The sequence below is a fragment of the Streptomyces sp. NPDC102270 genome, from assembly GCF_044766405.1.
GTDB lineage: Bacteria > Actinomycetota > Actinomycetes > Streptomycetales > Streptomycetaceae > Streptomyces.
Genome location: NZ_JBIWLX010000020.1, coordinates 180909 through 202268 on the forward strand (window position 1 = coordinate 180909; position 21360 = coordinate 202268).

Sequence of the window (21360 nt, forward strand, 5' to 3'; positions counted from 1 at the left end):
GTGTCGCCTTGTCGCCGCAAGAGCACCTGACAGCGGAAGGACTCGTCGGCTCCTGGCGTCTGGTCACCCACTTCTATCTCGCCGAGGACGGCTCCACCCGGGCCGGCCCGTGCGGCGACCGGGCCGACGGACTGCTGATCTACGACGCCCACGGATACATGTCGGCTGCGCTGATGCGCACCGCCGACCCGGACACGGCGAGCGGGACGCCGGTCGCGTACATGGGCTATTCGGGGCGGTGGCGGGTGGCGGGCGACCACGTGGTCCACGAGGTCGTCGTCGGCTCGCATCCCCGCATCGTCCACACCGAGCAGGTCCGTCAGGCGCGGCTGGACCGTGACCGGCTGGTCCTGCGCGAACGCCTCGGCGGATCGCCGCGGTTCCTCGTTCTGGAGTGGCGACGCGCCGACTCCACACCCACGGGAGAGAAAGCCATGCAGACGAACGGCACCGACATACCCGGGGGCGCCCCGTGAATCGCCGGGTGGTCATCACCGGAATGGGCGTCCGGGCGCCCGGTGGCCTGGGCAGGGAAGCCTTCTGGTCCCTGCTGTGCGAGGGACGGACGGCGACCCGCCGGATCTCCTTCTTCGACCCCTCGCCCTACCGTTCCCAGGTCGCCGCGGAGGTCGCCTTCGACGCCGCGGCGGAGGGCCTGACCCCGCGTGAGACACGGCGGATGGACCGGGCGACCCAGTTCGCGGTGGTCTGCGCCCGCGAGGCGGTGGCCGACAGCGGACTGGACCCCGGCGCCTGGGAGCCGCACCGGATCGGTGTGAGCCTGGGCAGCGCGGTCGCCGCGGCGACCAGCCTGGAGCAGGAGTACCTGGTGCTGTCGGACTCCGGCAGGCGCTGGGTGATGTCGCAGGAGTATCTGTCCCCGCACATGTTCGACCACATGATCCCCAGCATCATGCCCGCCGAGATCGCCTGGGCGGTCGGTGCGGAGGGACCGGTCGCGTTGGTGTCGAACGGCTGCACCTCCGGGCTCGACTCCGTCGGCCACGCCGTCGCGCTGATCCGCGAGGGCAGCGCGGACGTCATGGTCGCGGGCGCCGCGGACACCCCGATCACCCCGATCGTGGTGTCCAGTTTCGACGCGATCAAGGCGACCACGACGTACAACGACGATCCGGAGCACGCCTCCCGACCCTTCGACGGCACCCGCAACGGCTTCGTCCTGGCCGAGGGCGCGGCCGTGTTCGTCCTGGAGGAGCTCACGGCCGCCCGGCGGCGGGGCGCGCACATCTACGCCGAGGTCGGCGGCTACGCCACCCGGTGCAACGCCTACCACATGACCGGCCTGAAGCCCGACGGCCGGGAGATGACCGAGGCCATCCGAGCGGCTCTCGACCAGGCGAGGCTCGACCCCACCGCGGTCGACTACGTCAACGCGCACGGCTCGGGCACCAAACAGAACGACCGGCACGAGACCGCCGCGTTCAAACGCAGCCTCGGCGCGCACGCGTACCGGACACCGGTCAGCTCGATCAAGTCCATGGTGGGCCACTCACTGGGCGCCATCGGCTCGGTGGAGATCGCCGCATCGCTGCTGGCCATCGAGCGGCAGGTGGTGCCGCCGACAGCGAACCACCAGGTGAAGGACCCCGAATGCGATCTGGACTACGTCCCCATGACGGCACGGGAACATCGCACCGACACCGTGTTGACCGTCGGCAGCGGCTTCGGCGGGTTCCAGAGCGCGATGGTGCTGACCAGGCCGAGGCCGGTGACCGCATGAGCGTGTTCACCGGAGTGGGCGTGGTCGCCCCGAACGGGGTCGGCGTCAAGGAGTTCTGGGCGGCGACGCTCTCGGGCCGCAGCGGCATCGGCGAGCTGGACCGGTTCGACACCTCCGGCCAGCCCGCGCGTCTGGCCGGACTGGTGCGCGACCTGGACCCGGCGCAGCACCTGCCCAGCCGGCTGCTGCCGCAGACCGACGTGTCGACCCGGCTGGCCCTGATCGCCGCCCAGAGCGCCCTGGAGGATGCCGACCTGGACACCGCCTCGGTCACCGACTACGACATGGGCGTCGTCACCGCCAACGCCTCCGGCGGATTCGAGTTCACCCACCGGGAGTTCAGGAAGCTGTGGTCCCAGGGGTCGCAGCACGTCAGCGCGTATGAGTCCTTCGCCTGGTTCTACGCCGTGAACACCGGCCAGATCTCCATCCGGCACGGGATGCGCGGACCGAGCTGTGCGCTGGTGGCCGAACAGGCGGGCGGACTGGACGCGTTGGGGCAGGCACGACGCAGCGTCCGGGCGGGCGTGCCGATCATGCTGAGCGGCGGTGTCGACTCCGCTTTCGACCCCTGGGGATGGGTCTCGCACCTGTCCAGCGGGCGGGTCAGCCGCGACCCCGACCCCGCGACCGCGTACCGGCCCTTCGACAGGGAGGCGAGCGGTTACGTCCCCGGCGAGGGCGGCGCGATCTGCGTACTGGAGGACGCCGGCTCGGCGCGCGAACGCGGTGCCCACGTCTACGGCGAACTCGCGGGCTACGCGGCCACGTTCGACCCGGCGCCCGGCACCGGGCGTCCTCCCGGGCTGCGGCGCGCAGCGGAACTGGCCCTGGCGGATGCGGGGATCGCCGCCGAAGAGGTGGACGCGGTCTTCGCCGACGCGGCGGGCCTGCCCGAGCTGGACCGGGCCGAGGCACTCGCCCTGCGGGAGGTCTTCGGAGTGCGCGGGGCGCCGGTCACCGCGCCGAAGGCACTCACCGGCCGGTTGTTCTCCGGCGGCGGGACGCTCGACGTCGTGGCCGCGTTGATGAGCATCCAGGACCAGGTGATCCCACCGACCTTCGGTACCGGCACGGTACCGACCGACTACGGCCTCGACGTCGTGCTCGGTGAACCTCGCGAGGCGCGGGTGGACACCGCGCTCGTACTCGCCCGGGGCCGCTGGGGGTTCAACGCGGCCGCCGTGATCCGTACGTTCCAGGACAGGAGTTGACCATGAACAAGCAGATGAGCGTCGACGAGCTGCGCGGCATCCTGATCGCCTGTGCGGGCGGCGAGGACGCGGAAGCTTTGCACGGGGACATCTCCGACGTCAGCTTCGACGACCTCGGATACGACTCGCTGGCCCTGATCGAGACGGCGACCAGGCTCAAGCTGGACCACGGCGTGGTCATCCCGGACGAGCTGATCACCGAGGTCCGCACCCCTGCGGACCTGCTCGAGCTGGTCAACGAGCGGATCGCGGCCTAACCATGCAGATCTCTATGACGCACAGCCGTCTGGTGGCGGCGCCCGCGGAGAACGTCTACCGGGTGGTCGCCGACGTCACGTCGTGGCCGGTGGTGTTCGGCCCCGCCGTGCACGTCCGGCACCTCCACCGGACCGAGGGCGAGGAACGGTTCCAGCTGTGGGCGCTGGTCGGGGGCGACGTGCACACCTGGGTCTCCCGGCGGGAGTTCGACCCGGCCGCCCGGCGGATCGTCTTCCGCCAGGAACGCACGCATCCCCCGGTCACCGCCATGGCGGGAACGTGGTCGTTCCACCCACTGCGGGACGGACGGACCGAGGTGCGTCTGGAGCACACGTTCTCGGTGGACGGCGAGGGGGCCGCGGCCGGCATCCGTGCCGCGGTGGACCGCAACAGCAAGGAGGAGCTGGCGGCCCTGGGGCGGATCACCGAGCTCGGCCACCCTCTGGACGAGGTGATCGACACCTTCTCCGACACGGTCGTACTGGACGCCCACCCCAAGGACGTCTACGAGTTCGTCCGCCGCAGCGACCTGTGGCCCGAGCGGCTCCCGCACGTGGCCCGCGTCGACCTGTCGGAGGACGCGTCCGGGATCCAGCACATGGAGATGGACACCGTGACCGCGGACGGTACGGCGCACACCACCCGCTCGGTCCGGGTCTGCTCGGCACCGTCCTGGATCGCCTACAAGCAGCTCCTGCCGCCCCGCACGCTGCTCGGCCACAGAGGCCGCTGGACGTTCACCCCCGTCGAGCGCGGCGTCGAGGTCACGGCCACGCACACCGTCGCCATCGACCATCGGGCCGCCCGTGCCGTGCTCGGCGCCGACTGCACCGTGGCCCGGGCCCGAGAACACCTGCGTGCGGCGCTCGGCGGAAACGGGCGGGCGACCCTGGCCCACGCAGGCGCGTTCATCGGCGGGACCCTCCACTGAAGACAAAGGGGGGCACGTGAGTGCTCATCAGCTGGACTGGACGACGACCGTCGTCATCGCGGACATCGCGGGCATCCTCCTGGTCGGTTGTCTGCTGTTGCGCGTCGCCAGGTGGGTGCGGCAGCCGCCGGTGGTGGCGGAGTTGCTGGCCGGGGTCGTTCTCGGACCCAGCGTGCTGGGGCTGCTGCCGGGACACCTGAGCACTCGGCTCTTTCCCGAGCAGGGGCGGCCGTTCCTGAGCGTGGTGGCGCAGCTGGGCATCCTGCTGTTCATGTTCCTGATCGGCTGGGAGTTCGACCAGGACGTGCTGCGCGGCCGGCTGCGGACGACGGTCACGTCGGTGGCCCTGTCCTCCATGGCGGTGCCGTTCCTGGGTGGGGCCGCGCTGGCGTTCGCGCTGTACGGCCGGCACGACCAGGTCGGCGGGCACGCCGTGGGACGGGTCGCCTTCGTCCTCTACATCGGGACGGCGATCTCCATCACCGCCTTCCCGGTGCTGGCCCGCTTCCTGGCCGACACCAGGATGAGCGGCACCCGCGTCGGTGAGATCGCCCTGGCGAGCGCGGCGGCCTGCGACGCCGTGGCCTGGGTGCTGCTCGCCGTGGTGGTCGCGGTGGTGCAGGTGACCGGGGCCGGAGGGCTGCTGCGGATGGGATGCCAACTGGTCGGGTACGCCCTCGTGTCGGCGCTGCTGGTGCGTCCCGTGCTGAACGCGGCCATCGGGCGGTGGGGTCGTGGGGGCGGGCGGGCGTCGCTGCTCGCCCCGGTGTGCGCCGGGGTCTTCCTGTCGGCCGCCGCGACCTCGTGGATAGGTGTGCACGCCGTCTTCGGCGCCTTCGTCTTCGGTTGCCTGATGCCGCGTGAGCCCCGGGAGCTGCTGGTCAGGCAGGTGCGGGTGCCGCTGGAGCACGTGAGTCTGCTGCTGCTTCCGGTGTTCTTCATCCAGGTCGGGCTCTCGGTGAACATCCGCTCGCTGAGCGGCGGCGACCTGGCGGAGGCGGTCGCGGTCACCGCCGTCGCCTGCACCGGGAAGGTCCTCGGGGCGAGCGTGCCCGGCCGGCTCAACGGTCTGGACTGGCGGGACGCCGGCCGGCTCGGGGTGCTGATGAACATGCGGGGGCTGACCGAGCTGATCGTCCTCAACGTGGGTGTGAGCATGGGCGTACTCGACGACCGCATGTACACGATCATGGTGCTGATGGCTCTGGGGACCACGGCGGCCGCGGGCCTGATCATCCGGTACCGCCCGCCGGAGACCTTGTGGACACGGCCGCGGACCAACGCGCGACCGCACCTCACCGAAGCCGCCAAGGCCGAGTGAGCGCCCCACGCGCAGGCGCGACGGCTTCACCTTTCATCGCAAGTTCACCGGGAGGAAAGATGCTCGACCGACCCAGCTGCGACGTCGTGGTCCTGGGCGGGGGCCTAGCGGGCCTCACGCTCGCGATCCAGCTGAAGAACGCGCGGCCGCAGACCGATGTCGTCGTGCTCGACAAGCGCAGGGGACTGGCGCCGGAGGCGGCGTTCAAGGTCGGCGAGTCGACCGTCCCCACGGGCGCGCACTACTTCGCCGAGATCGTCGGCATGAAGGAGCACCTGGACAAGTTTCACCTGCAGAAGAACGGGCTCCGGTTCTTCCAGCCGGCCGGCGACAACAGCGACCTGACCCGCCGCATCGAGCTGGGGTCGCTCGACTTCCCGGTCCACGTCAACTACCAGATCGACCGCGGCCGTTTCGAGAACGAGCTGACCCGGACCGCGATCGACCTCGGCGTCGACCTGCGCCAGGGCTGCGATGTGAGCGGTGTGACGTTGCGACCGGAGACGGGGCACGAGGTCTCCTTCGCCCAGGACGGCGCCGAACGCACCCTGCGAAGCCGGTGGCTGGTGGACGCGGCCGGCCGCGCCGGGGTGATCAAACGACACCTCGGCATCGGCCGGGAGGTCGCCCACACCATCGACGCGTCGTGGTTCCGGCTCGCCGGCGGCATCGATCTGGAGCAGTGGGGCGCGGACAACCCCGAGTGGCTGAGTCGGATGCGCCGGACGGGGATACGGCAGTTCAGCACGAACCACCTGATGGGGGACGGCTACTGGGTCTGGCTGATTCCGCTCGGCTCGGACCACGTAAGCGTCGGGATCTGCACCGACCCGCGACTGCATCCGTACGAGGAGATCAGCGACTTCGACCGCGTCCTGGACTGGCTGCACCGCCACGAACCGCAGTTGGCCCGGGCGATGGCCGGGCGGACCGGGGACGTCGCGGACTTCCTCACCGTACGCGACTTCGCCTTCGGGGTGCAGCGCGTGTACTCGCCGGACCGGTGGGCCCTGGTCGGCGAGGCGGGCGCGTTCGCGGACGCGTTCTACTCCCCCGGCTCCGACATGATCGCCTACGGCAACACCGCCACCACCGACCTGGTCGTGCGCGATCTCGACGGGCAGGACGTCACCGAGCCGCTGGAGTTCTACAACGACTTCCACCTGAAGACCTTCGCGTTCGTGCTGTCGAAGGTGGAGGACCACTACCCCTCCTTCGGCAACCCGGTGGTGATGGTGCCGAAGCTGAGCTGGGACAGGGCACTGAACCACTTCGGTGTCGTCCTGCTGTTCGTCCAGAACCGGTTCGAGTACGCGTTCCTGCGGAGTGTGCGCGCCGACATCGACAAGCTCTACCTGCTCAACGAGCGGGTGCAGCAGTTGTTCAGGGACTGGAACCGGCTGGAGCGGGGCGCGGCGCCGGGCCCGGCGCCGGCCCACGCCGTGGCCAAGGCGGTCCGTGACAGCGCGACGGAACTCGTCGTCGAGCACAGCGACGAGGAGCTGAGGGCGGCCGTCGCGCGCAATGTCGAGGTGGCCGAGGCGATGGCCGTGGGGCTCTTCCACCGGGCCGCCCGCAACCTGGCCGAGCACCCGGCTCCCGACGTCCCCGTCAACCCCTATGCCATCGGCCTGAACCCGGGCGACTGGCGGGCCGACGGACTGTTCGACGGCGAGGTCCTGCTGACCCTCGCCCAGGCCGACGAGATCGCCGAGGGCCTGCGCGGCCTGTTCGCGGACCCGCTGCTGACGGACGCGGCCTGAGCGAACCGGGCGGCCGAAACGGCAGGCGCCCCGGGGCTCCCCGGGGCGCCTGCCGTTGTGCCGGTGTCACGCGGTGTACGGCGTCTTCCGCCGGGCGTCCGCGAGGGCCCGCGCCCACCACGACAGCTGGTTCAGCATCACCTTGGCCGCGGTACGCGCACCCGCCACGTCCTCCGGGCGCCCGTCGGCGCCGAACCGGTCCCGCGGGCCGTGGAAACTCATCCCGTCACGCAGAGAGACGGCGTGGAGCTCCGCGAACACCTGGCGCAACTGCTCGGCGGCACGGATGCCGCCGGAACGCCCGCCGTAGGACACGAACGTCACCGGCTTCGCCTGCCACTGCTTATGGTTCCAGTCGATGACGATCTTCAACTGGGCCGGGAAGCTGTGGTTGTACTCCGGCGTGACGACGACGTAGGCATCCGCGTCCTCGAGCCGCCCTCCCAACCGGCGAGCGCTCTCCTCGACGGCCGGCGCGGGAGCCAGCGTCGGGACGGGCGGCAGCTGCCACTCCGCGAGATCCAGTCGGTCCACGTCGAAGCTGCTCAGATCGGATGCGGTCTCGTGGAGCCAGTCCGCGATCATGGCCCCCGTGCCGCTCGACGACGAGCAGGCCACCAGCATCGCCAAACGGAGTTCCTTCGCCATCATCTCATCCCGTGCCGTCAGTGGAACAGCGGACATGGTGCATATCCATTGTCGCGGCGGCGTCTCAAAAGCCGCTCGAGACGGTTGTTGAGAATTGCATCAATGGCTGGCAAGTATCTCGTGATGCAGCCTCTTCGCCTCGGGCGAGGGCTCCAGCCCCAGTTCGTCGTCGAGTATCCGGCGAAGCTGGTGGTATGCCGTGAGCGCCTCACCGCGCCGCCCGCACCGGTGCAGTGCCTGCATGAGCCGGACATGAAACGACTCATGCAGTTGGTGCGTGGCCACCAGGGAACGCAGCTCGCCCACGATTTCCCGATGCCGGTTGTTCGCCAAATCGGCTTCGATGCGCAGTGAAACCGCCTCCAGCCGCTGCTCCTCCAGAAGCGCGGCCAGGCCGTGCAGGAAGGGCCCCTGAACGATGTCCGTCGGCAGCGGGCCACGCCACAGCGACAGGGCCTCCCGCAGATGCCGGGCCGCGCAGTCGCCCTGCCCTGCCGTCAGGGCGCTGCGGCCGGCCTCGACCAGGCGCTGGAACTCAAAGGTGTCCACGTTCTGCCGAGGGACGGCCAGGAGGTAGCCGCCAGGCCGGGTGACCAGCAGAGACTCGTCCGGCGAGGCGGGAAGGCCGCTGCTGAAGAGTTTGCGCAGTTGATAGACGTAGGTCTGCACGATGGTCTTGACTGTTCGCGGCGGCCCATAGGGCCACAGCTCGTCGATGAGCTGCTCGGTGCTGACCACCGTGTCCGCGTTCACGGCGAGCATCGACAGCACCTGTCGCAGCTTGATCGCCGTTACCTGTAACGATCCGGCATTCTCTCGTCTGGGATTGTGATTGATTTCGAGCGGTCCCAGCAGGCTGATCCTTATGTGATCGCCGATCATCTCTGATCTCCCCGTTGTGTACTGCCCACTCAGCCTCGGACGCTACCCGACGTTCCGCCATTTTGGAAACCCGAAGTCAGAGGCGTCCACACGTGTCGGGTAAGGCCAGCGACATAAGCGGAATGAATACCTCCCTGTTCTTTTGAGTAAACCTTTGCTTTTACGCGAACGCTTTTGAGCGATAGTCGAGCGGGGACTGCTTGGGTCGCGGCATGCGCACTTTCACCGGCGAACCGGGAATGGAAGAGATAGGCGACGGGGTTCACGCGTTTCTGCAGCCCGACGGAGGCTGGTGCCTGAACAACGCGGGCCTGATCGTCTCCGCGTACGGACCCGTGCTCATCGACACGGCAGCCACCCGGGCGCGGGCCGGCCTCCTGCGGGAACTCGCCGTCAAGGCCGCAGGTGCGCCGCCGAGGCTGATCGTCAACACCCACGCGCACGGCGACCACACCTTCGGAAACTTCGTCTTCCCCGAGGCGCTGGTGCTCGCGCACGAGGGCACCCGCAGGGAGGCCGCACGCGTCGGTCTGCATCTGACCGGCCTGTGGCCGGACGTCGACTGGGGTGGCGTCGAACTGGTGCTGCCGCAGCTGACGTTCACCGGACCGATGACGCTGCAGCTGGGTTCCCATGTGGCCGAACTGCACTCGTTCGGGCCCGCTCACAGCGGGCGGGACACGGTCGTCTGGCTGCCGGGCGAGCGGGTGCTGTTCACCGGCGACCTGATCATGTCGGGCGTGACGCCGTTCGTCCTCACCGGGTCGGTACGCGGGCTGCGGGCCGCCGTGACCGCGCTGCGCAAGCTGGACCCGCTGACCGTCGTACCCGGCCACGGCCCGGTCGGCGGCCCGGAGCTGCTGGATGCGACGGAACGCTATCTGGACTGGCTGACCGAGCTCGCCCGGACCGGCGCCGCCATGGGCCTGACCCCGCTGGAGGCCGCCAGGAAGGCCGACCGGGGGGCGTTCCCCGGACTCCTCGACAGCGAGCGGCTCGCCCCCAACCTGCACCGCGCCTACGAGGAGTTGCGCGGCGGCAGCCGACAGCCTCCGGCCGAGGTCGACATGCTCTTCGCCGACATGGTGGACCTGCACGGCGGCCTTCCGGAGTGCCACGCCTGACGTCGACGGCGTCCTCCACCTGCCGTCCCGCCACCGGGTGTGGTCACTGGCCGACCCGGGCTCGGTGCGACGGCTGCGCGACCTGGCCCGGGGGGATCCGGCGGGGCAGCCTCTGGACCGAACACCACAGGAGGACGTCAAGCCACAGGTACTGGCCGAGTCCTTCGCGCCCACCGTGTCCGACACGTACAGGGGGCACTGATCACCGAGTACACCCGCGCCCTGGGCGACCTCAACCGGTCCGCACAGCGGTGTGCACGGTGTGCACCGCCAGCACGAACACATCCGTACGCCGGTGCACACTCGCCGCGTCCTCGGGATCGAGCAGCCGGTCGAGAGTGTCCCGGTCACCGGATTCCAGGTGCTCCCCGAACACCTCCCGCAGCCGCCCCAGCGACGCGGCGATGTACGCACGGGCCCGATCCGTCGTCGGCGCCGGAAGATCCAGCATGAAGCTGCGGGTACCGGTGTGCCGCAGCCCCGCGGAGGCCATCAGCGCGGGCCAGTCCTCGACCTCGGAGACGGCGTCGGGCAGATCCGACCGCATCTGCGCGAACCACTCCTCCTCCAGTGCGTCGAGCCGCGCCTGCAGGCCGGACCGTCCGATCCCGATGTCCCGGGGCAGAAAGCGCGCCGGCAGCCCGCCCTCCAGCAACGCCAGCGTGCCGCCCCGGGCCAGCCGCGAGGCGAACGCGGCGATCCCGGCCCGCTGGTCCCCCAGGTGGTGCAGGCTCCGGCTGGCCCAGAGCAGGTCGACGGGATAGTCCAACTCGTCGAGGACTCCGGGCAGTTCACCGGCGAGGGTGCCGAAGCGGTCGGCGACACCGAGCCGCTCGGCCCGGGCCCGCGCCCGCTCCAGCAGCGGCTCGGCCCCGTCCACGGCGACCATCCGGGCCCCCGGAAACGCCTCGGCGAGCAGACAGGACAGCACCCCGGGCCCACTGCCCGCGTCGACGATCAGCCCCGGCTCGGTCTGCTTGTGCCCGAGCCACGCCAGGGCCCGCTCGTACAGCGGCGTGAACAGCTCCGCCTGGGTCTCCAGGTGCTGGGCCATCCTGGACCAGTCGATGTCGGTGTGCTCGTGGTGATGGTGACCGTGGGTGCCGTGATCGTGCGCCATGGTGTCAGCCTCTCCTCGGGATGCGGCCAGCGTGTGCCGACGCACCGCGAAGACGCCAGTGTTGTTGCCGCGACGGCAAAAAACACGGCAAAGCGGACGCAAAGAAAAGGGGATGCGCGCACCCCGGCCGGTCCCCCACGATGACCCCATGGACGACGAACTGGTGGAGCGCTTCCTCGAAGACGGATTCGTGAGGATCGAGGGCGCCTTCCCGCCCCGCGTCGCCCAGCACTGTGCGTCGCTGCTGTGGCGGGAGACGGGCTACGATCGCGAGGACCCGGCCTCCTGGAAGGTCCCGGTGGTGTGGGTGCCCGGGATGGCACAGGGCCCGTTCGCTGCCGCCGCCAACTCGCCGGTCCTGCACGAGGCGTTCGACCTGCTGGTGGGCGAGAACCGCTGGCAGCCCCGCTACTCACTGGGCACTTTCCCGTTGCGGTTTCCGCATACGGAGGAACCGGACGACGCGGGCTGGCACATCGAGGGAAGCTACCTCCCCGAGGGCGCACCGGCCGGGACGTACCACACCAACCTGCGCTCCAGGGACCGTGCCCTGCTGATGCTGTTCCTGTTCAGTGAGGTCACCGAGACCGACGCCCCGACCCGCATCCGGGTGGGCTCCCATCTCGACGTACCGCCGGTCCTGGAGCCGTACGGCGAACAGGGCGCGTCCTTCCTGGAGTTGGGCCCGAAGGTGGACGAGGCCTCCGCCCACCGCCCGCTCGCCCACGCCACCGGCAGCCCGGGCGACGTCTACCTCTGCCACCCCTTCCTGGTCCACGCGGCCCAGCCCCACCACGGCACGCGCCCCCGCTTCATGGCCCAGCCGCCTCTGCTGCCGGCCGAGCCGTACGAGCTGGACCGCCCGGACGGCGACTACTCGGCGGTGGAGTTCGCGATCCGCCGGGGTCTGGCCAAGGAGAGCTGACCAGACCCCGGCGGGGGTGTCGCGTCGCGCACTCGGCAGATCTACAGCGCCGGGTACGCGTTCTTCATGAGCTCCTGGAACTGCGCCGAGAACCAGTGTCCCGACAGCGGGGCGTTCGGCAGCGCGCCGGACATGTTGTTGTTGTTGCGCGGGTTGCCGGTGTACGTCGGGTCGCACATCCGGTCGAAGCCCTTGCCCTCGTCGTTCGCGATCGCGGAGCTGGACCCGTCGGACTCACCCGGAGGCTTGATCCACACGTAGGCGTCGATCCCGGCGGCCGGGCTGGCCTTCGGCCGCTCACCGAGGCCGGCACCCGCCTGGTTGCACCAGTTGCCGACGTGGATACGCCTGTCGAGCTTGCCGCCGTTGACGTAGGTGTCCACGTCCGTCATGGCGCCGGGGCCGTTGGGCCGGGCGGTGCCGCCCCAGCCGTTGCGGGAGGTGTCGATCAGCATGCCGACGCCCGAGGGGAAGCCCTGGTTCACGGCCTCCTGCCGGAACGCCTGCGCGTAGGAGAGCTCGTCGACGTACCGGTTCCAGTCGACCCACTTTGACTCGCGCACGGACTTGCCGTTCACGGAGTCGTTGATGGTGAAGTTCGGCTCCTTCAGCGCGCTGTAGTTGGCGGTGTTGGTGATGAAGCCCTGCACGTCGTTGAGCGTGGCGCCCTCGGCGGTGGCCGCCTGCTTGATCGTCTGGACGGTCGCGGAGAAGTTGTCGTCCCAGCCGAGCCAGCCGTGGTGCCCGGCGTCCACGTAGTTGTAGACGTTGGGGGCGTCACCGAGCTTGTTGAGCGCGTAGCCGACGCCCTTGGTGTAGTTGCCGTTGGCCTTCATCGTGTCGCAGTTCGCGGTGGCCGTGGCCCGCGGCGTGACGTTGGTGACGAGGTTCGGCAGCGAGTCGAGCTCGACCGTGTTGACGATCCGCAGCGAGGCGTACTTGGGGTCGGCGAGGATCGCTGCGATCGGGTCGATGTACTGCGTCTTGTACTTGTCGATCTCCGTGGGGCCCAGTTCGCCGTTGGAGGCGAGTGCTGAGCAGTCGCGTCCGGGCAGGTCGTAGATGACCAGCTGGACGACGAGCTCTCCCGAGCCCTTCTGCTTCAGTGCCTCGTCGAGGTGGGCGCGCAGGCCCATCTTGCCGCCGGCGCCGTTGATCGCGGCGATCCGGTCCAGCCACACGCCGGTGGGCTGGTTGGCGATGCGGCTGCCGCCCGGCTCTGCGGCGGCGTTGGCGGCCCACTCGGGGTTCACGTACACCTTGGCGCCCGCATACGGGTTGTCGACCCGGGTGCCGGGGGTACCGGGGTCGGTCGGGCCCGGATCGGTGGGGCCGCCGCCGTCGACGTTGCAGGTCACTCCGTCGAGGGTGAAGGTGGTCGGTACGGCGTTGGTGCCGCTGTAGGTGCCCTGGAAGCCGAAGCTGGCCGAACCGCCGGTGCCGAGCGTGCCGTTGTAGCTCTCGTTGGCCGCGGTGACGGCCGTCCCGCTCTGGCTGATCTTGGCGTTCCAGCCGCTGGTGACCTTCTGGTTTCCGGCGTACGACCATTTCAGCGACCAACTCGTCTTGGCGGCGCTGTTGTTGGTGATCGTGACGGCCGCGGTGAAGCCGGTGTCCCACTGGTTCTGCACCTTGTAGTCCACGGTGCAGGGGACGGCGGCGAGGCCCACGTCCCCGGGGGCCACGGCTAGCGCGGTCCCGGAGGCCCCGGCGACGAGCGCCAGGGCAGCGAGGAGCGCTGTTCTCGTACGACTCATGAGTGCGGGTTTCCTTCTCGTTCGCGGGTGTTGTCCGTTGAGCGGTGCTGTGCGTTGAGCGGGTGCTATCCGTTCAGGGCACGCAGATGGTCACGCAGCCCGGTGCCGAACGCTGTGGGTGTGCCGTCGTAGCTGCCGATCAGGGACGGTCCGGTGGAGCAGTCCCAGGTGTTCCAGGTCCAGCCGAGGTACGACAGGCCATGGCTGTCGAACCACTTCATGACCTGGTCGATGAAGCCGTGCGCGCAGGTGTTCTCGCCGATCTCCCCCGCCACAAGGGGGACTTGAGCGGCCACCGGGGCGAGCGTGGAGTTCCAACAGCTCTCGGTGGAGCAGGTGTTGAAGTTGTACACGTGCCAGGCGGCGGTGAGATTGCCCGCCGGGTCGGTCGGTTTGTACGTCAGCCACTGGCTGAGGTCGTTCGAGTAGGCGATGCCGCCGGCCAGGATCACGTTCGTCGCGCCGGTGCCCCGGACGCTGTCGACGAGATCCTGCATACCGGCGACCTCGTACCCGATGCCCGGGCAGGTGCCGCCGTCCCGCCAGCACTGCCACGCCTGGGTGGTCGTGGAGGTGGCGCGGTCCGGGTAGGGCTCGTTGAACAGGTCGAAGACGACGGTCCGGTCGCTCTTGAAGGTGTTGGCCACCGAGGCCCAGAAGGCGGGCGTGTACTGCATGTCGGGCATCGGCTTCTGGCAGCTTGCGTGTACGTCGGCGGAGTTGCCGGTGTACTGCCCGTAGGTCCAGTGCAGTTCGACCACGGGTGTCATGCCGTGGGCCTTGACCTTGGCGACCAGGTCCTTGACGGCGTTGATGTAGTTCGCCCCGGCGTAGGCCGGATCGATGTTGGACAGGCCCAGCCAGCACTCCTCGTTGAGGGGGATGCGGACCGTGTTGGCCTTCCAGTCGGCGATCGCCTTGACGGAGGCGTCGTCGACCGGGCCGTCGAAGATTCCGCGGCCCTGGACGCACATGAACTCGCCGCCGGACCGGTTCACGCCGAGCAGCCGACGGGTGGTGCCGCCCGCGCCCACGAGCTTGTTGCCCCAGACCCGCAGAGCGGGGGGCGTTCCCTCTGCCGGGTCCGTCGGCGGGTCCGTCGGGTCCGGCGTGGGCGAGGGCTCGGCAGCCGTGTTGCAGCTGGTGCCGTTGAGCTTGAACGAGGTCGGGACGGTGTTGCTCCCGGACCAGGACGCGATGAATCCGGCGCTGACGCTCGCTCCGGTGACCAGCGAGCCGTTGTAGCTCTCGTTGGCAGCGGTGACCGCCTTACCGGACTGGGACCATTTCGCATTCCAGCCCTGGCTGAGCTTCTGCCCGCCGGCGAAGTCGAACGTGAGACTCCAACTGCTTACGGCGGCCATGTTGTTGGTGATCCTCACGGACCCCTGGAAGCCGCTGTCCCACTGGCTGGTGACGGAGTACTCCACCGAGCAGGCAGGGGCGGCACCGGACGCCGTGACCACCGGAACCGTCACGGACCCGATAAGGGCGACCGCGCCGGCAACGACTAAAAGTACTGAACGCGGGGGGTGTCGCATGAGCGACTCCTTGCAGATCAGCGCGCCGTTACGAACGCGTCGACTGATGGAATCGCTCCCACTGGTGCCAAGGAAGGTAGCGCCAAGTGACGGCAAAGAACAGGGGGGTCACTTGACTTTTCCCCAGCGCCGTTCGTCGAATCTTTTCGACTCTTCAAGCACCTTGACCCCTTGAACACTCGTCCTCACTATGGGAGCGCTCCCACTGGTTCAAGCCTTGACTTCTCCGAGCCGCACAAGGAGGAACCAGCAATGCCCCCCACCAGGAGACGCCGGACCGTCCGGCGATTGTGGACCGCTGTCGTGGCGGCCATGGCACTGCCGTTCGCGATGCTGAGTGCGGCTTCAACTCCCGCACAGGCAGCTGCAGTTCAGTGCAGCGTCGACTACAAGACCAATGACTGGGGCTCCGGTTTCACCGCGGATCTGACGATCACCAACCGCGGCACGGACGCCATCAACGGCTGGACCCTGACGTACAGCTACGCGGGCAACCAGAAGCTGAGCAACGGCTGGAACGGGACCTGGTCCCAGACCGGCCAGACGGTCACGGTCAACAGCGCCACGTACAACGCGAACATCGCCGCGGGCTCCGCGGTCACCACCGGCGCGCAGTTCACCTACAGCGGCGCCAACGCGGCTCCGACGAATTTCGCGATCAACGGCACCTCGTGCACCGGCGCCCACCAGCCGCCGATCACCGTGCTGACCAGCCCGGCCGCGGGCGCGGTCTACACCCAGGGCACCGCGGTCCCGCTCGCCGCGACGGCCGCCGCCGCGGACAACGCGACCATCAGCAAGGTGGAGTTCTACGACAACACCACACTGCTCGGCACCGACACGACGTCGCCGTACTCGCTCTCGGTCTCCAGCTTGACCGTGGGCAGTCATTCGCTGCTCGCGAAGGCGTACGACAGCCTGGGCGCGTCCGGGGAGTCGACGCCCGTCGGCATCACGGTCGCCTCGGGTCCCGCGGTCGTCGCCTCGGCCACCCAACTGGCCGTCCAGCAGGGAAAGACGGGCACGTACACCGTGAAGCTGTCGACACAGCCCTCGGCCAACGTGACCGTCACGACCGCCCGCACGAGCGGCAACTCGGGTCTGTCGGTGACCGGCGGGGCCTCGCTGACCTTCACCCCGTCGAACTGGAGCACCGCGCAGACGGTGACGATCACCGGCAACGCCTCCGGCACCGGCGCGGCGACCTTCGAGTCGACGGCGACCGGCCACGCCAAGGCCTCGGTGACCGTCACCCAGATCGCGGCGACGGGCACGTACAACGCCCGCTTCCTGGATCTGTACGGCAAGATCACCAACCCGGCGAACGGCTACTTCTCGCCCGAGGGCATCCCCTACCACTCGGTCGAGACGCTGATCGTCGAGGCGCCGGACCAGGGCCACGAGACCACCTCGGAGGCGTACAGCTACCTCCTGTGGCTGCAGGCCATGTACGGCAAGGTGACGGGCGACTGGTCCAAGTTCAACGGGGCCTGGGACATCATGGAGAAGTACATGATCCCCACGCACGCCGACCAGCCGACCAACTCCTTCTACAACGCCTCCAAGCCGGCGACCTACGCGCCCGAGCTGGACACCCCGAACGAGTACCCGGCGAAGCTGGACTCCTCGGTCTCGGCCGGCTCGGACCCGATCGCGGGTGAGCTGAAGAGCGCGTACGGCACGGACGACATCTACGGCATGCACTGGCTGCAGGACGTCGACAACGTCTACGGCTACGGAAACGCCCCGGGCAAGTGCGAGGCGGGACCGACGGACACCGGACCGTCGTACATCAACACCTTCCAGCGCGGTGCGCAGGAGTCGGTGTGGGAGACGGTGCCGCAGCCGACCTGTGACCAGTTCAAGTACGGTGGTAAGAACGGGTACTTGGACCTCTTCACCGGTGACTCTTCCTACTCGAAGCAGTGGAAGTTCACCAACGCCCCGGACGCCGACGCGCGTGCGGTGCAGGCCGCGTACTGGGCCGACAAGTGGGCCAAGGAGCAGGGCAAGGGCTCCGACGTCTCCACGACCGTGGGCAAGGCCGCGAAGATGGGCGACTACCTGCGCTACGCCATGTACGACAAGTACTTCAAGAAGATCGGCAACTGTGTCGGTCCGTCCACCTGCGCGGCCGGCACCGGCAAGGACGCCTCGATGTACCTGCTGTCCTGGTACTACGCCTGGGGGGGCGCCACCGACACCTCGGCGGGCTGGGCCTGGCGCATCGGATCCAGTCACGCGCACGGTGGCTACCAGAACCCGATGGCCGCGTACGCGCTGAGCTCCTACGCCGACCTCAAGCCCAAGTCGGCCACGGGCGCGTCGGACTGGAACACCTCGCTCGCCCGGCAGCTGGAGTTCTACCGCTGGCTGCAGTCCGACGAGGGTGCCATCGCGGGCGGTGCGACGAACAGCTGGGCGGGCCGTTACGCGACTCCCCCGGCCGGCAAGTCGACCTTCTACGGCATGTACTACGACCAGCAGCCCGTCTATCACGACCCGCCGTCCAACCAGTGGTTCGGCTTCCAGGCGTGGTCGATGGAGCGGGTGGCCGAGTACTACCAGCAGACGGGGAACGCGCAGGCCAAGGCGGTCCTCGACAAGTGGGTCAAGTGGGCGCTGTCCAAGACGACGATCAACCCGGACGGCACGTACCAGATCCCGTCGACGCTTCAGTGGTCGGGCCAGCCCGACACCTGGAACGCGTCAAGTCCCGGTGCCAACAGCGGCCTTCACGTCACCGTAGCCGACTACACCAACGACGTCGGCGTGGCCGCCGCGTACGCCAAGACCCTGACGTACTACGCGGACCGCAGCGGTGACACCCAGGCCGCCTCCACGGCCAAGTCGCTGCTGGACGGCATGTGGAACAACTACCAGGACAGCCTGGGAATCGCGGTGCCGGAGAACCGGGCGGACTACAACCGGTTCGACGACTCGGTGTACGTCCCGAGCGGCTGGACCGGGACCATGCCGAACGGTGACGCGATCAACTCGTCGTCGACCTTCGAGTCCATCCGGTCCTTCTACAAGAGCGACCCGGCCTGGTCGAAGATCGAGGCCTACCTCAAGGGCGGTGCGGTGCCGTCGTTCACGTACCACCGGTTCTGGGCCCAGGCGGACATCGCCATGGCCATGGGGTCGTACGCGGAGCTTCTCGAATAACCAGCCCCCGCCGGGCGCTCCGCGGGTTGCGCCGTGTTCTGACTGCGGGTCCGTTGTGGCTGGTCGCGCTCGCGCGGCGGAGCCGCAAATGAACGCAGCCCCGCGCCCCTGGAGGGGCGCCACAGTGCACGGCGTTTCCTCGGAACCGCCTGAAAGGCTCCGCGTATAAGGCTCCGCCACCGGACGGCGGGGCCGAAACGGCCGGGCGGCCCCCTCCCGCACTGGGGGTCGCCCGGCAACTCTCGCACCAGACGGAAAGCGCTTACCCCCACTCCCCCTTTCCGGAAAGGACCCCCCGTGCGAAGAACCTGCATCCTCACAGCCGTGCTCGCGCTCGCGGCCGGGCTGCTCGCCGGCACCCCACCCGCACTGGCGGCGGACAGCACCGCGAAGGTCCCGCTCACCGCCGACACGTACACCTGGAAGAACGCCCGGATCGACGGCGGCGGTTTCGTGCCCGGCATCGTCTTCAACCGCAAGGAGAAGAACCTGGCGTACGCCCGCACGGACATCGGCGGCGCCTACCGCTGGCAGGAGTCCTCGAAGACCTGGACGCCCCTGCTGGACTCGGTCGGCTGGACCGACTGGGGGCACACCGGCGTGGTCGGCCTGGCCTCCGACGCCGTGGACCCGAACAAGGTGTACGCGGCCGTCGGGACGTACACCAACAGCTGGGACCCGGGCAACGGCGCTGTGCTGCGCTCCTCGAACCGGGGCGCGAGCTGGCAGAAGACCGATCTGCCCTTCAAGCTGGGCGGCAACATGCCGGGGCGGGGCATGGGTGAGCGGCTCGCGGTCGACCCCAACAAGAACAGCGTGCTGTACCTCGGGGCGCCGAGCGGCAAGGGACTGTGGCGGTCCACGGACTCGGGTGTCAGCTGGTCGCAGGTGGCGAACTTCCCCAACGTCGGCAACTACCAGCAGGATCCGAGCGACACCAGCGGCTACGCCAGCGACAACCAGGGCGTCGTCTGGGTGACCTTCGACGAGTCGACCGGGACGTCCGGGAACGCCACGAAGACGGTCTACGTCGGGGTCGCCGACCTCCAGAACTCGGTGTACCGGTCGACGGACGCGGGCGCGACCTGGACGAGGCTCGCCGGGCAGCCGACCGGATACCTGGCCCACAAGGGTGTCCTGGACGCGACAGGCGGCTATCTGTACCTCTCCTACAGCGACAAGGGCGGCCCGTACGACGGCGGCAAGGGCCAGGTGTGGCGGTACGCGACGGCGACCGGCACCTGGACGAACATCAGCCCGGTCGCGGAGGCCGACACCTACTACGGCTTCAGCGGGCTGACGGTGGACCGGCAGAAGCCCGGCACGGTCATGGCCACCGCCTACAGCTCCTGGTGGCCGGACACCCAGATCTTCCGCTCCACGGACAGCGGGGCGACCTGGACGCGGGCCTGGGACTACACCTCGTACCCCAACCGCGCGAACCGCTACACCATGGACGTCTCCTCCTCCCCGTGGCTCACCTGGGGCGCGAATCCCTCGCCGCCCGAGCAGGCGCCGAAGCTCGGGTGGATGACGGAGTCGCTGGAGATCGACCCGTTCAACTCGAACCGGATGATGTACGGGACGGGGGCGACGCTCTACGGCACGGAGAACCTCACGAACTGGGACTCCGGCGGCCAGTTCACCATCAAGCCGATGGTGCAGGGACTGGAGGAGACCGCGGTCAACGACCTCGCCTCACCGCCCTCCGGCGCCCCGCTGCTGAGCGCGCTCGGCGACATCGGCGGCTTCCGGCACACGGACCTCACCAAGGTCCCGTCGATGATGTTCACCTCCCCGAACTTCACCACGACCACGAGTCTGGACTTCGCCGAGACGAACCCGAACACGGTGGTGCGGGTCGGCGATCTGGACTCCGGGCCGCACATCGCGTTCTCGACGGACAACGGCGCCAACTGGTTCGCGGGGAGCGACCCTTCGGGCGTGAGCGGGGGCGGGACGGTGGCCGCCGCCTCGGACGGCAGCCGGTTCGTGTGGAGTCCGGGCGGCGCGGGTGTGCAGTACACGACCGGCTTCGGTTCCTCCTGGTCGGCGTCGAGCGGGATTCCGGCGGGCGCGATCGTCGAGTCCGACCGGGTCGACCCTCGGACCTTCTACGGCTTCAAGTCCGGGAAGTTCTACGTCAGTACGGACGGCGGGGCGACGTTCACGGCGTCCTCGGCGACCGGACTGCCCGCCGGGGACAGTGTGCGCTTCAAGGCGCTGCCCGGGGTGAAGGGCGACGTCTGGCTGGCGGGCGGGGCGAGTGACGGGGCGTACGGTCTGTGGCACTCGACGGACGCCGGCACGAGCTGGACCAAGCTCTCGAACGTCGACCAGGCCGACACGATCGGCTTCGGGAAGGCGGCCGCCGGGGCGTCGTACCAGACGCTCTACACCAGCGCGAAGATCGGCGGGGTCCGTGGCATCTTCCGCTCGACGGACAAGGGCGCGAGCTGGACCCGCATCAACGACGACGCCCACCAGTTCGGTTGGACCGGCGCGGCGATCACCGGTGATCCGCGGGTGTACGGGCGGGTGTACGTCTCGACCAACGGGCGGGGTGTGATCTACGGCGACACGTCCGACACCGGCGGAGGCGGCACCGATCCGACGGACCCGCCGGACCCGACCCCGACGGGCGCCTGCGCGGTGACCTACAAGATCACCAACCAGTGGTCGGGCGGTTTCCAGGCCGACGTCCAGCTGAGCAACACCGGTTCCAGTGCCTGGACCGGCTGGTCACTCGGCTGGACATTCCCCAACGCCCAGACGATCTCCCAGACCTGGAACGCCGAGTCCACCCAGTCGGGCTCGACGGTCACGGCGAAGAACGTCGGCTGGAACGCCAACGTGGCCGCGGGTTCGTCCGTGAGCTTCGGCTTCACGGGGAGCTGGTCGGGGACGAACGGAAAACCGACGGCGTTCAAGCTGGGCGACCAGAACTGCACGGTGGGCTGAGGCTCC

16 protein-coding genes are annotated in these 21360 nt (G+C 69.2%); 11 read left to right on the plus strand and 5 right to left on the minus strand.

Annotated elements, in window-relative coordinates:
- The first annotated feature begins 8 nt into the window (after nucleotides 1-8).
- The 7 genes from ACIRP7_RS35900 to ACIRP7_RS35930 are packed head-to-tail and all read left to right on the plus strand — an operon-like array spanning nucleotide 9 to nucleotide 7228.
- Nucleotides 9-476: a lipocalin-like domain-containing protein gene (locus tag ACIRP7_RS35900; protein WP_403668181.1), complete on the plus strand. Its 468-nt coding sequence runs from the start codon at nucleotides 9-11 to the stop codon at nucleotides 474-476.
- On the plus strand, nucleotides 473-1741 hold the full coding sequence (locus ACIRP7_RS35905; RefSeq protein ID WP_403668184.1) for a beta-ketoacyl-[acyl-carrier-protein] synthase family protein: 1269 nt from the start codon (nucleotides 473-475) through the stop codon (nucleotides 1739-1741). The genes ACIRP7_RS35900 and ACIRP7_RS35905 overlap by 4 nt, the downstream gene beginning before the upstream one ends.
- Complete coding sequence (locus ACIRP7_RS35910; RefSeq protein ID WP_403668187.1) at nucleotides 1738-2955, plus strand: ketosynthase chain-length factor; 1218 nt, start codon at nucleotides 1738-1740, stop codon at nucleotides 2953-2955. Before ACIRP7_RS35905 ends, ACIRP7_RS35910 begins: the two co-directional genes overlap by 4 nt.
- Before the next feature lie 2 nt (nucleotides 2956-2957).
- Entirely contained in the window at nucleotides 2958-3212 is a 255-nt protein-coding gene (locus ACIRP7_RS35915) for an acyl carrier protein (RefSeq protein ID WP_403668190.1), read from the plus strand.
- Between the two features lie 14 nt (nucleotides 3213-3226).
- Nucleotides 3227-4144, plus strand: a complete 918-nt coding sequence (locus ACIRP7_RS35920) for an aromatase/cyclase (RefSeq protein ID WP_403668193.1) — start codon at nucleotides 3227-3229, stop codon at nucleotides 4142-4144.
- Between the two features lie 16 nt (nucleotides 4145-4160).
- Entirely contained in the window at nucleotides 4161-5465 is a 1305-nt protein-coding gene (locus tag ACIRP7_RS35925; RefSeq protein WP_403668195.1) for a cation:proton antiporter, read from the plus strand.
- A 59-nt stretch (nucleotides 5466-5524) separates the two neighbouring features.
- Nucleotides 5525-7228, plus strand: a complete 1704-nt coding sequence (locus ACIRP7_RS35930; RefSeq protein ID WP_403668198.1) for an NAD(P)/FAD-dependent oxidoreductase — start codon at nucleotides 5525-5527, stop codon at nucleotides 7226-7228.
- A 66-nt stretch (nucleotides 7229-7294) separates the two neighbouring features.
- Here the strand turns inward: ACIRP7_RS35930 and ACIRP7_RS35935 are convergent, their stop codons facing one another.
- Entirely contained in the window at nucleotides 7295-7912 is a 618-nt protein-coding gene (locus ACIRP7_RS35935) for an NADPH-dependent FMN reductase (protein WP_403668201.1), read from the minus strand.
- A gap of 63 nt (nucleotides 7913-7975) precedes the next feature.
- A complete protein-coding gene (locus ACIRP7_RS35940; RefSeq protein WP_403668204.1) occupies nucleotides 7976-8758 on the minus strand; it encodes a BTAD domain-containing putative transcriptional regulator in 783 nt (260 codons plus the stop codon).
- Nucleotides 8759-8970: 212 nt separating this feature from the next.
- Between ACIRP7_RS35940 and ACIRP7_RS35945 the strand changes: the two genes are divergently transcribed.
- Complete coding sequence (locus ACIRP7_RS35945; protein ID WP_403668207.1) at nucleotides 8971-9882, plus strand: MBL fold metallo-hydrolase; 912 nt, start codon at nucleotides 8971-8973, stop codon at nucleotides 9880-9882.
- Nucleotides 9883-10114: 232 nt separating this feature from the next.
- Here the strand turns inward: ACIRP7_RS35945 and ACIRP7_RS35950 are convergent, their stop codons facing one another.
- Nucleotides 10115-11002 (minus strand): class I SAM-dependent methyltransferase, encoded by an 888-nt coding sequence (locus ACIRP7_RS35950; RefSeq protein WP_403668210.1) that lies wholly within the window; start codon nucleotides 11000-11002, stop codon nucleotides 10115-10117.
- Between the two features lie 112 nt (nucleotides 11003-11114).
- On the opposite strand from ACIRP7_RS35950, the gene ACIRP7_RS35955 reads away from it, so the two are divergent.
- On the plus strand, nucleotides 11115-11927 hold the full coding sequence (locus ACIRP7_RS35955) for a phytanoyl-CoA dioxygenase family protein (RefSeq protein WP_403668213.1): 813 nt from the start codon (nucleotides 11115-11117) through the stop codon (nucleotides 11925-11927).
- Between the two features lie 41 nt (nucleotides 11928-11968).
- Here the strand turns inward: ACIRP7_RS35955 and ACIRP7_RS35960 are convergent, their stop codons facing one another.
- Together ACIRP7_RS35960 and ACIRP7_RS35965 are read right to left on the minus strand one after the other, a co-directional pair.
- Nucleotides 11969-13684 (minus strand): glycoside hydrolase family 6 protein, encoded by a 1716-nt coding sequence (locus ACIRP7_RS35960; protein WP_403668215.1) that lies wholly within the window; start codon nucleotides 13682-13684, stop codon nucleotides 11969-11971.
- A 65-nt stretch (nucleotides 13685-13749) separates the two neighbouring features.
- Complete coding sequence (locus tag ACIRP7_RS35965; RefSeq protein ID WP_403668218.1) at nucleotides 13750-15225, minus strand: cellulase family glycosylhydrolase; 1476 nt, start codon at nucleotides 15223-15225, stop codon at nucleotides 13750-13752.
- A gap of 252 nt (nucleotides 15226-15477) precedes the next feature.
- Between ACIRP7_RS35965 and ACIRP7_RS35970 the strand changes: the two genes are divergently transcribed.
- Both ACIRP7_RS35970 and ACIRP7_RS35975 read left to right on the plus strand, forming a co-directional pair.
- Nucleotides 15478-18393 carry a glycoside hydrolase family 48 protein gene (locus tag ACIRP7_RS35970; RefSeq protein WP_403668221.1) on the plus strand — a complete coding sequence of 972 codons (2916 nt, stop codon included), beginning with the start codon at nucleotides 15478-15480 and terminating at the stop codon, nucleotides 18391-18393.
- A gap of 297 nt (nucleotides 18394-18690) precedes the next feature.
- On the plus strand, nucleotides 18691-21354 hold the full coding sequence (locus ACIRP7_RS35975) for a cellulose binding domain-containing protein (RefSeq protein ID WP_403668224.1): 2664 nt from the start codon (nucleotides 18691-18693) through the stop codon (nucleotides 21352-21354).
- Nucleotides 21355-21360 lie beyond the last annotated feature (6 nt).

What these genes read in the sequence shown, in the direction of transcription:
- ACIRP7_RS35965 (WP_403668218.1), bottom strand. Translation starts at nt 15,225, where the DNA reads ATGCGACACCCCCCGCGTTCAGTACTTTTAGTCGTTGCCGGCGCGGTC.
- ACIRP7_RS35915 (WP_403668190.1), top strand. Translation starts at nt 2,958, where the DNA reads ATGAACAAGCAGATGAGCGTCGACGAGCTGCGCGGCATCCTGATCGCC.
- ACIRP7_RS35950 (WP_403668210.1), bottom strand. Translation starts at nt 11,002, where the DNA reads ATGGCGCACGATCACGGCACCCACGGTCACCATCACCACGAGCACACC.
- ACIRP7_RS35955 (WP_403668213.1), top strand. Translation starts at nt 11,115, where the DNA reads ATGCGCGCACCCCGGCCGGTCCCCCACGATGACCCCATGGACGACGAA.
- ACIRP7_RS35960 (WP_403668215.1), bottom strand. Translation starts at nt 13,684, where the DNA reads ATGAGTCGTACGAGAACAGCGCTCCTCGCTGCCCTGGCGCTCGTCGCC.
- ACIRP7_RS35935 (WP_403668201.1), bottom strand. Translation starts at nt 7,912, where the DNA reads ATGTCCGCTGTTCCACTGACGGCACGGGATGAGATGATGGCGAAGGAA.
- ACIRP7_RS35910 (WP_403668187.1), top strand. Translation starts at nt 1,738, where the DNA reads ATGAGCGTGTTCACCGGAGTGGGCGTGGTCGCCCCGAACGGGGTCGGC.
- ACIRP7_RS35920 (WP_403668193.1), top strand. Translation starts at nt 3,227, where the DNA reads ATGACGCACAGCCGTCTGGTGGCGGCGCCCGCGGAGAACGTCTACCGG.
- ACIRP7_RS35945 (WP_403668207.1), top strand. Translation starts at nt 8,971, where the DNA reads ATGCGCACTTTCACCGGCGAACCGGGAATGGAAGAGATAGGCGACGGG.
- ACIRP7_RS35930 (WP_403668198.1), top strand. Translation starts at nt 5,525, where the DNA reads ATGCTCGACCGACCCAGCTGCGACGTCGTGGTCCTGGGCGGGGGCCTA.
- ACIRP7_RS35970 (WP_403668221.1), top strand. Translation starts at nt 15,478, where the DNA reads ATGCCCCCCACCAGGAGACGCCGGACCGTCCGGCGATTGTGGACCGCT.
- ACIRP7_RS35940 (WP_403668204.1), bottom strand. Translation starts at nt 8,758, where the DNA reads ATGATCGGCGATCACATAAGGATCAGCCTGCTGGGACCGCTCGAAATC.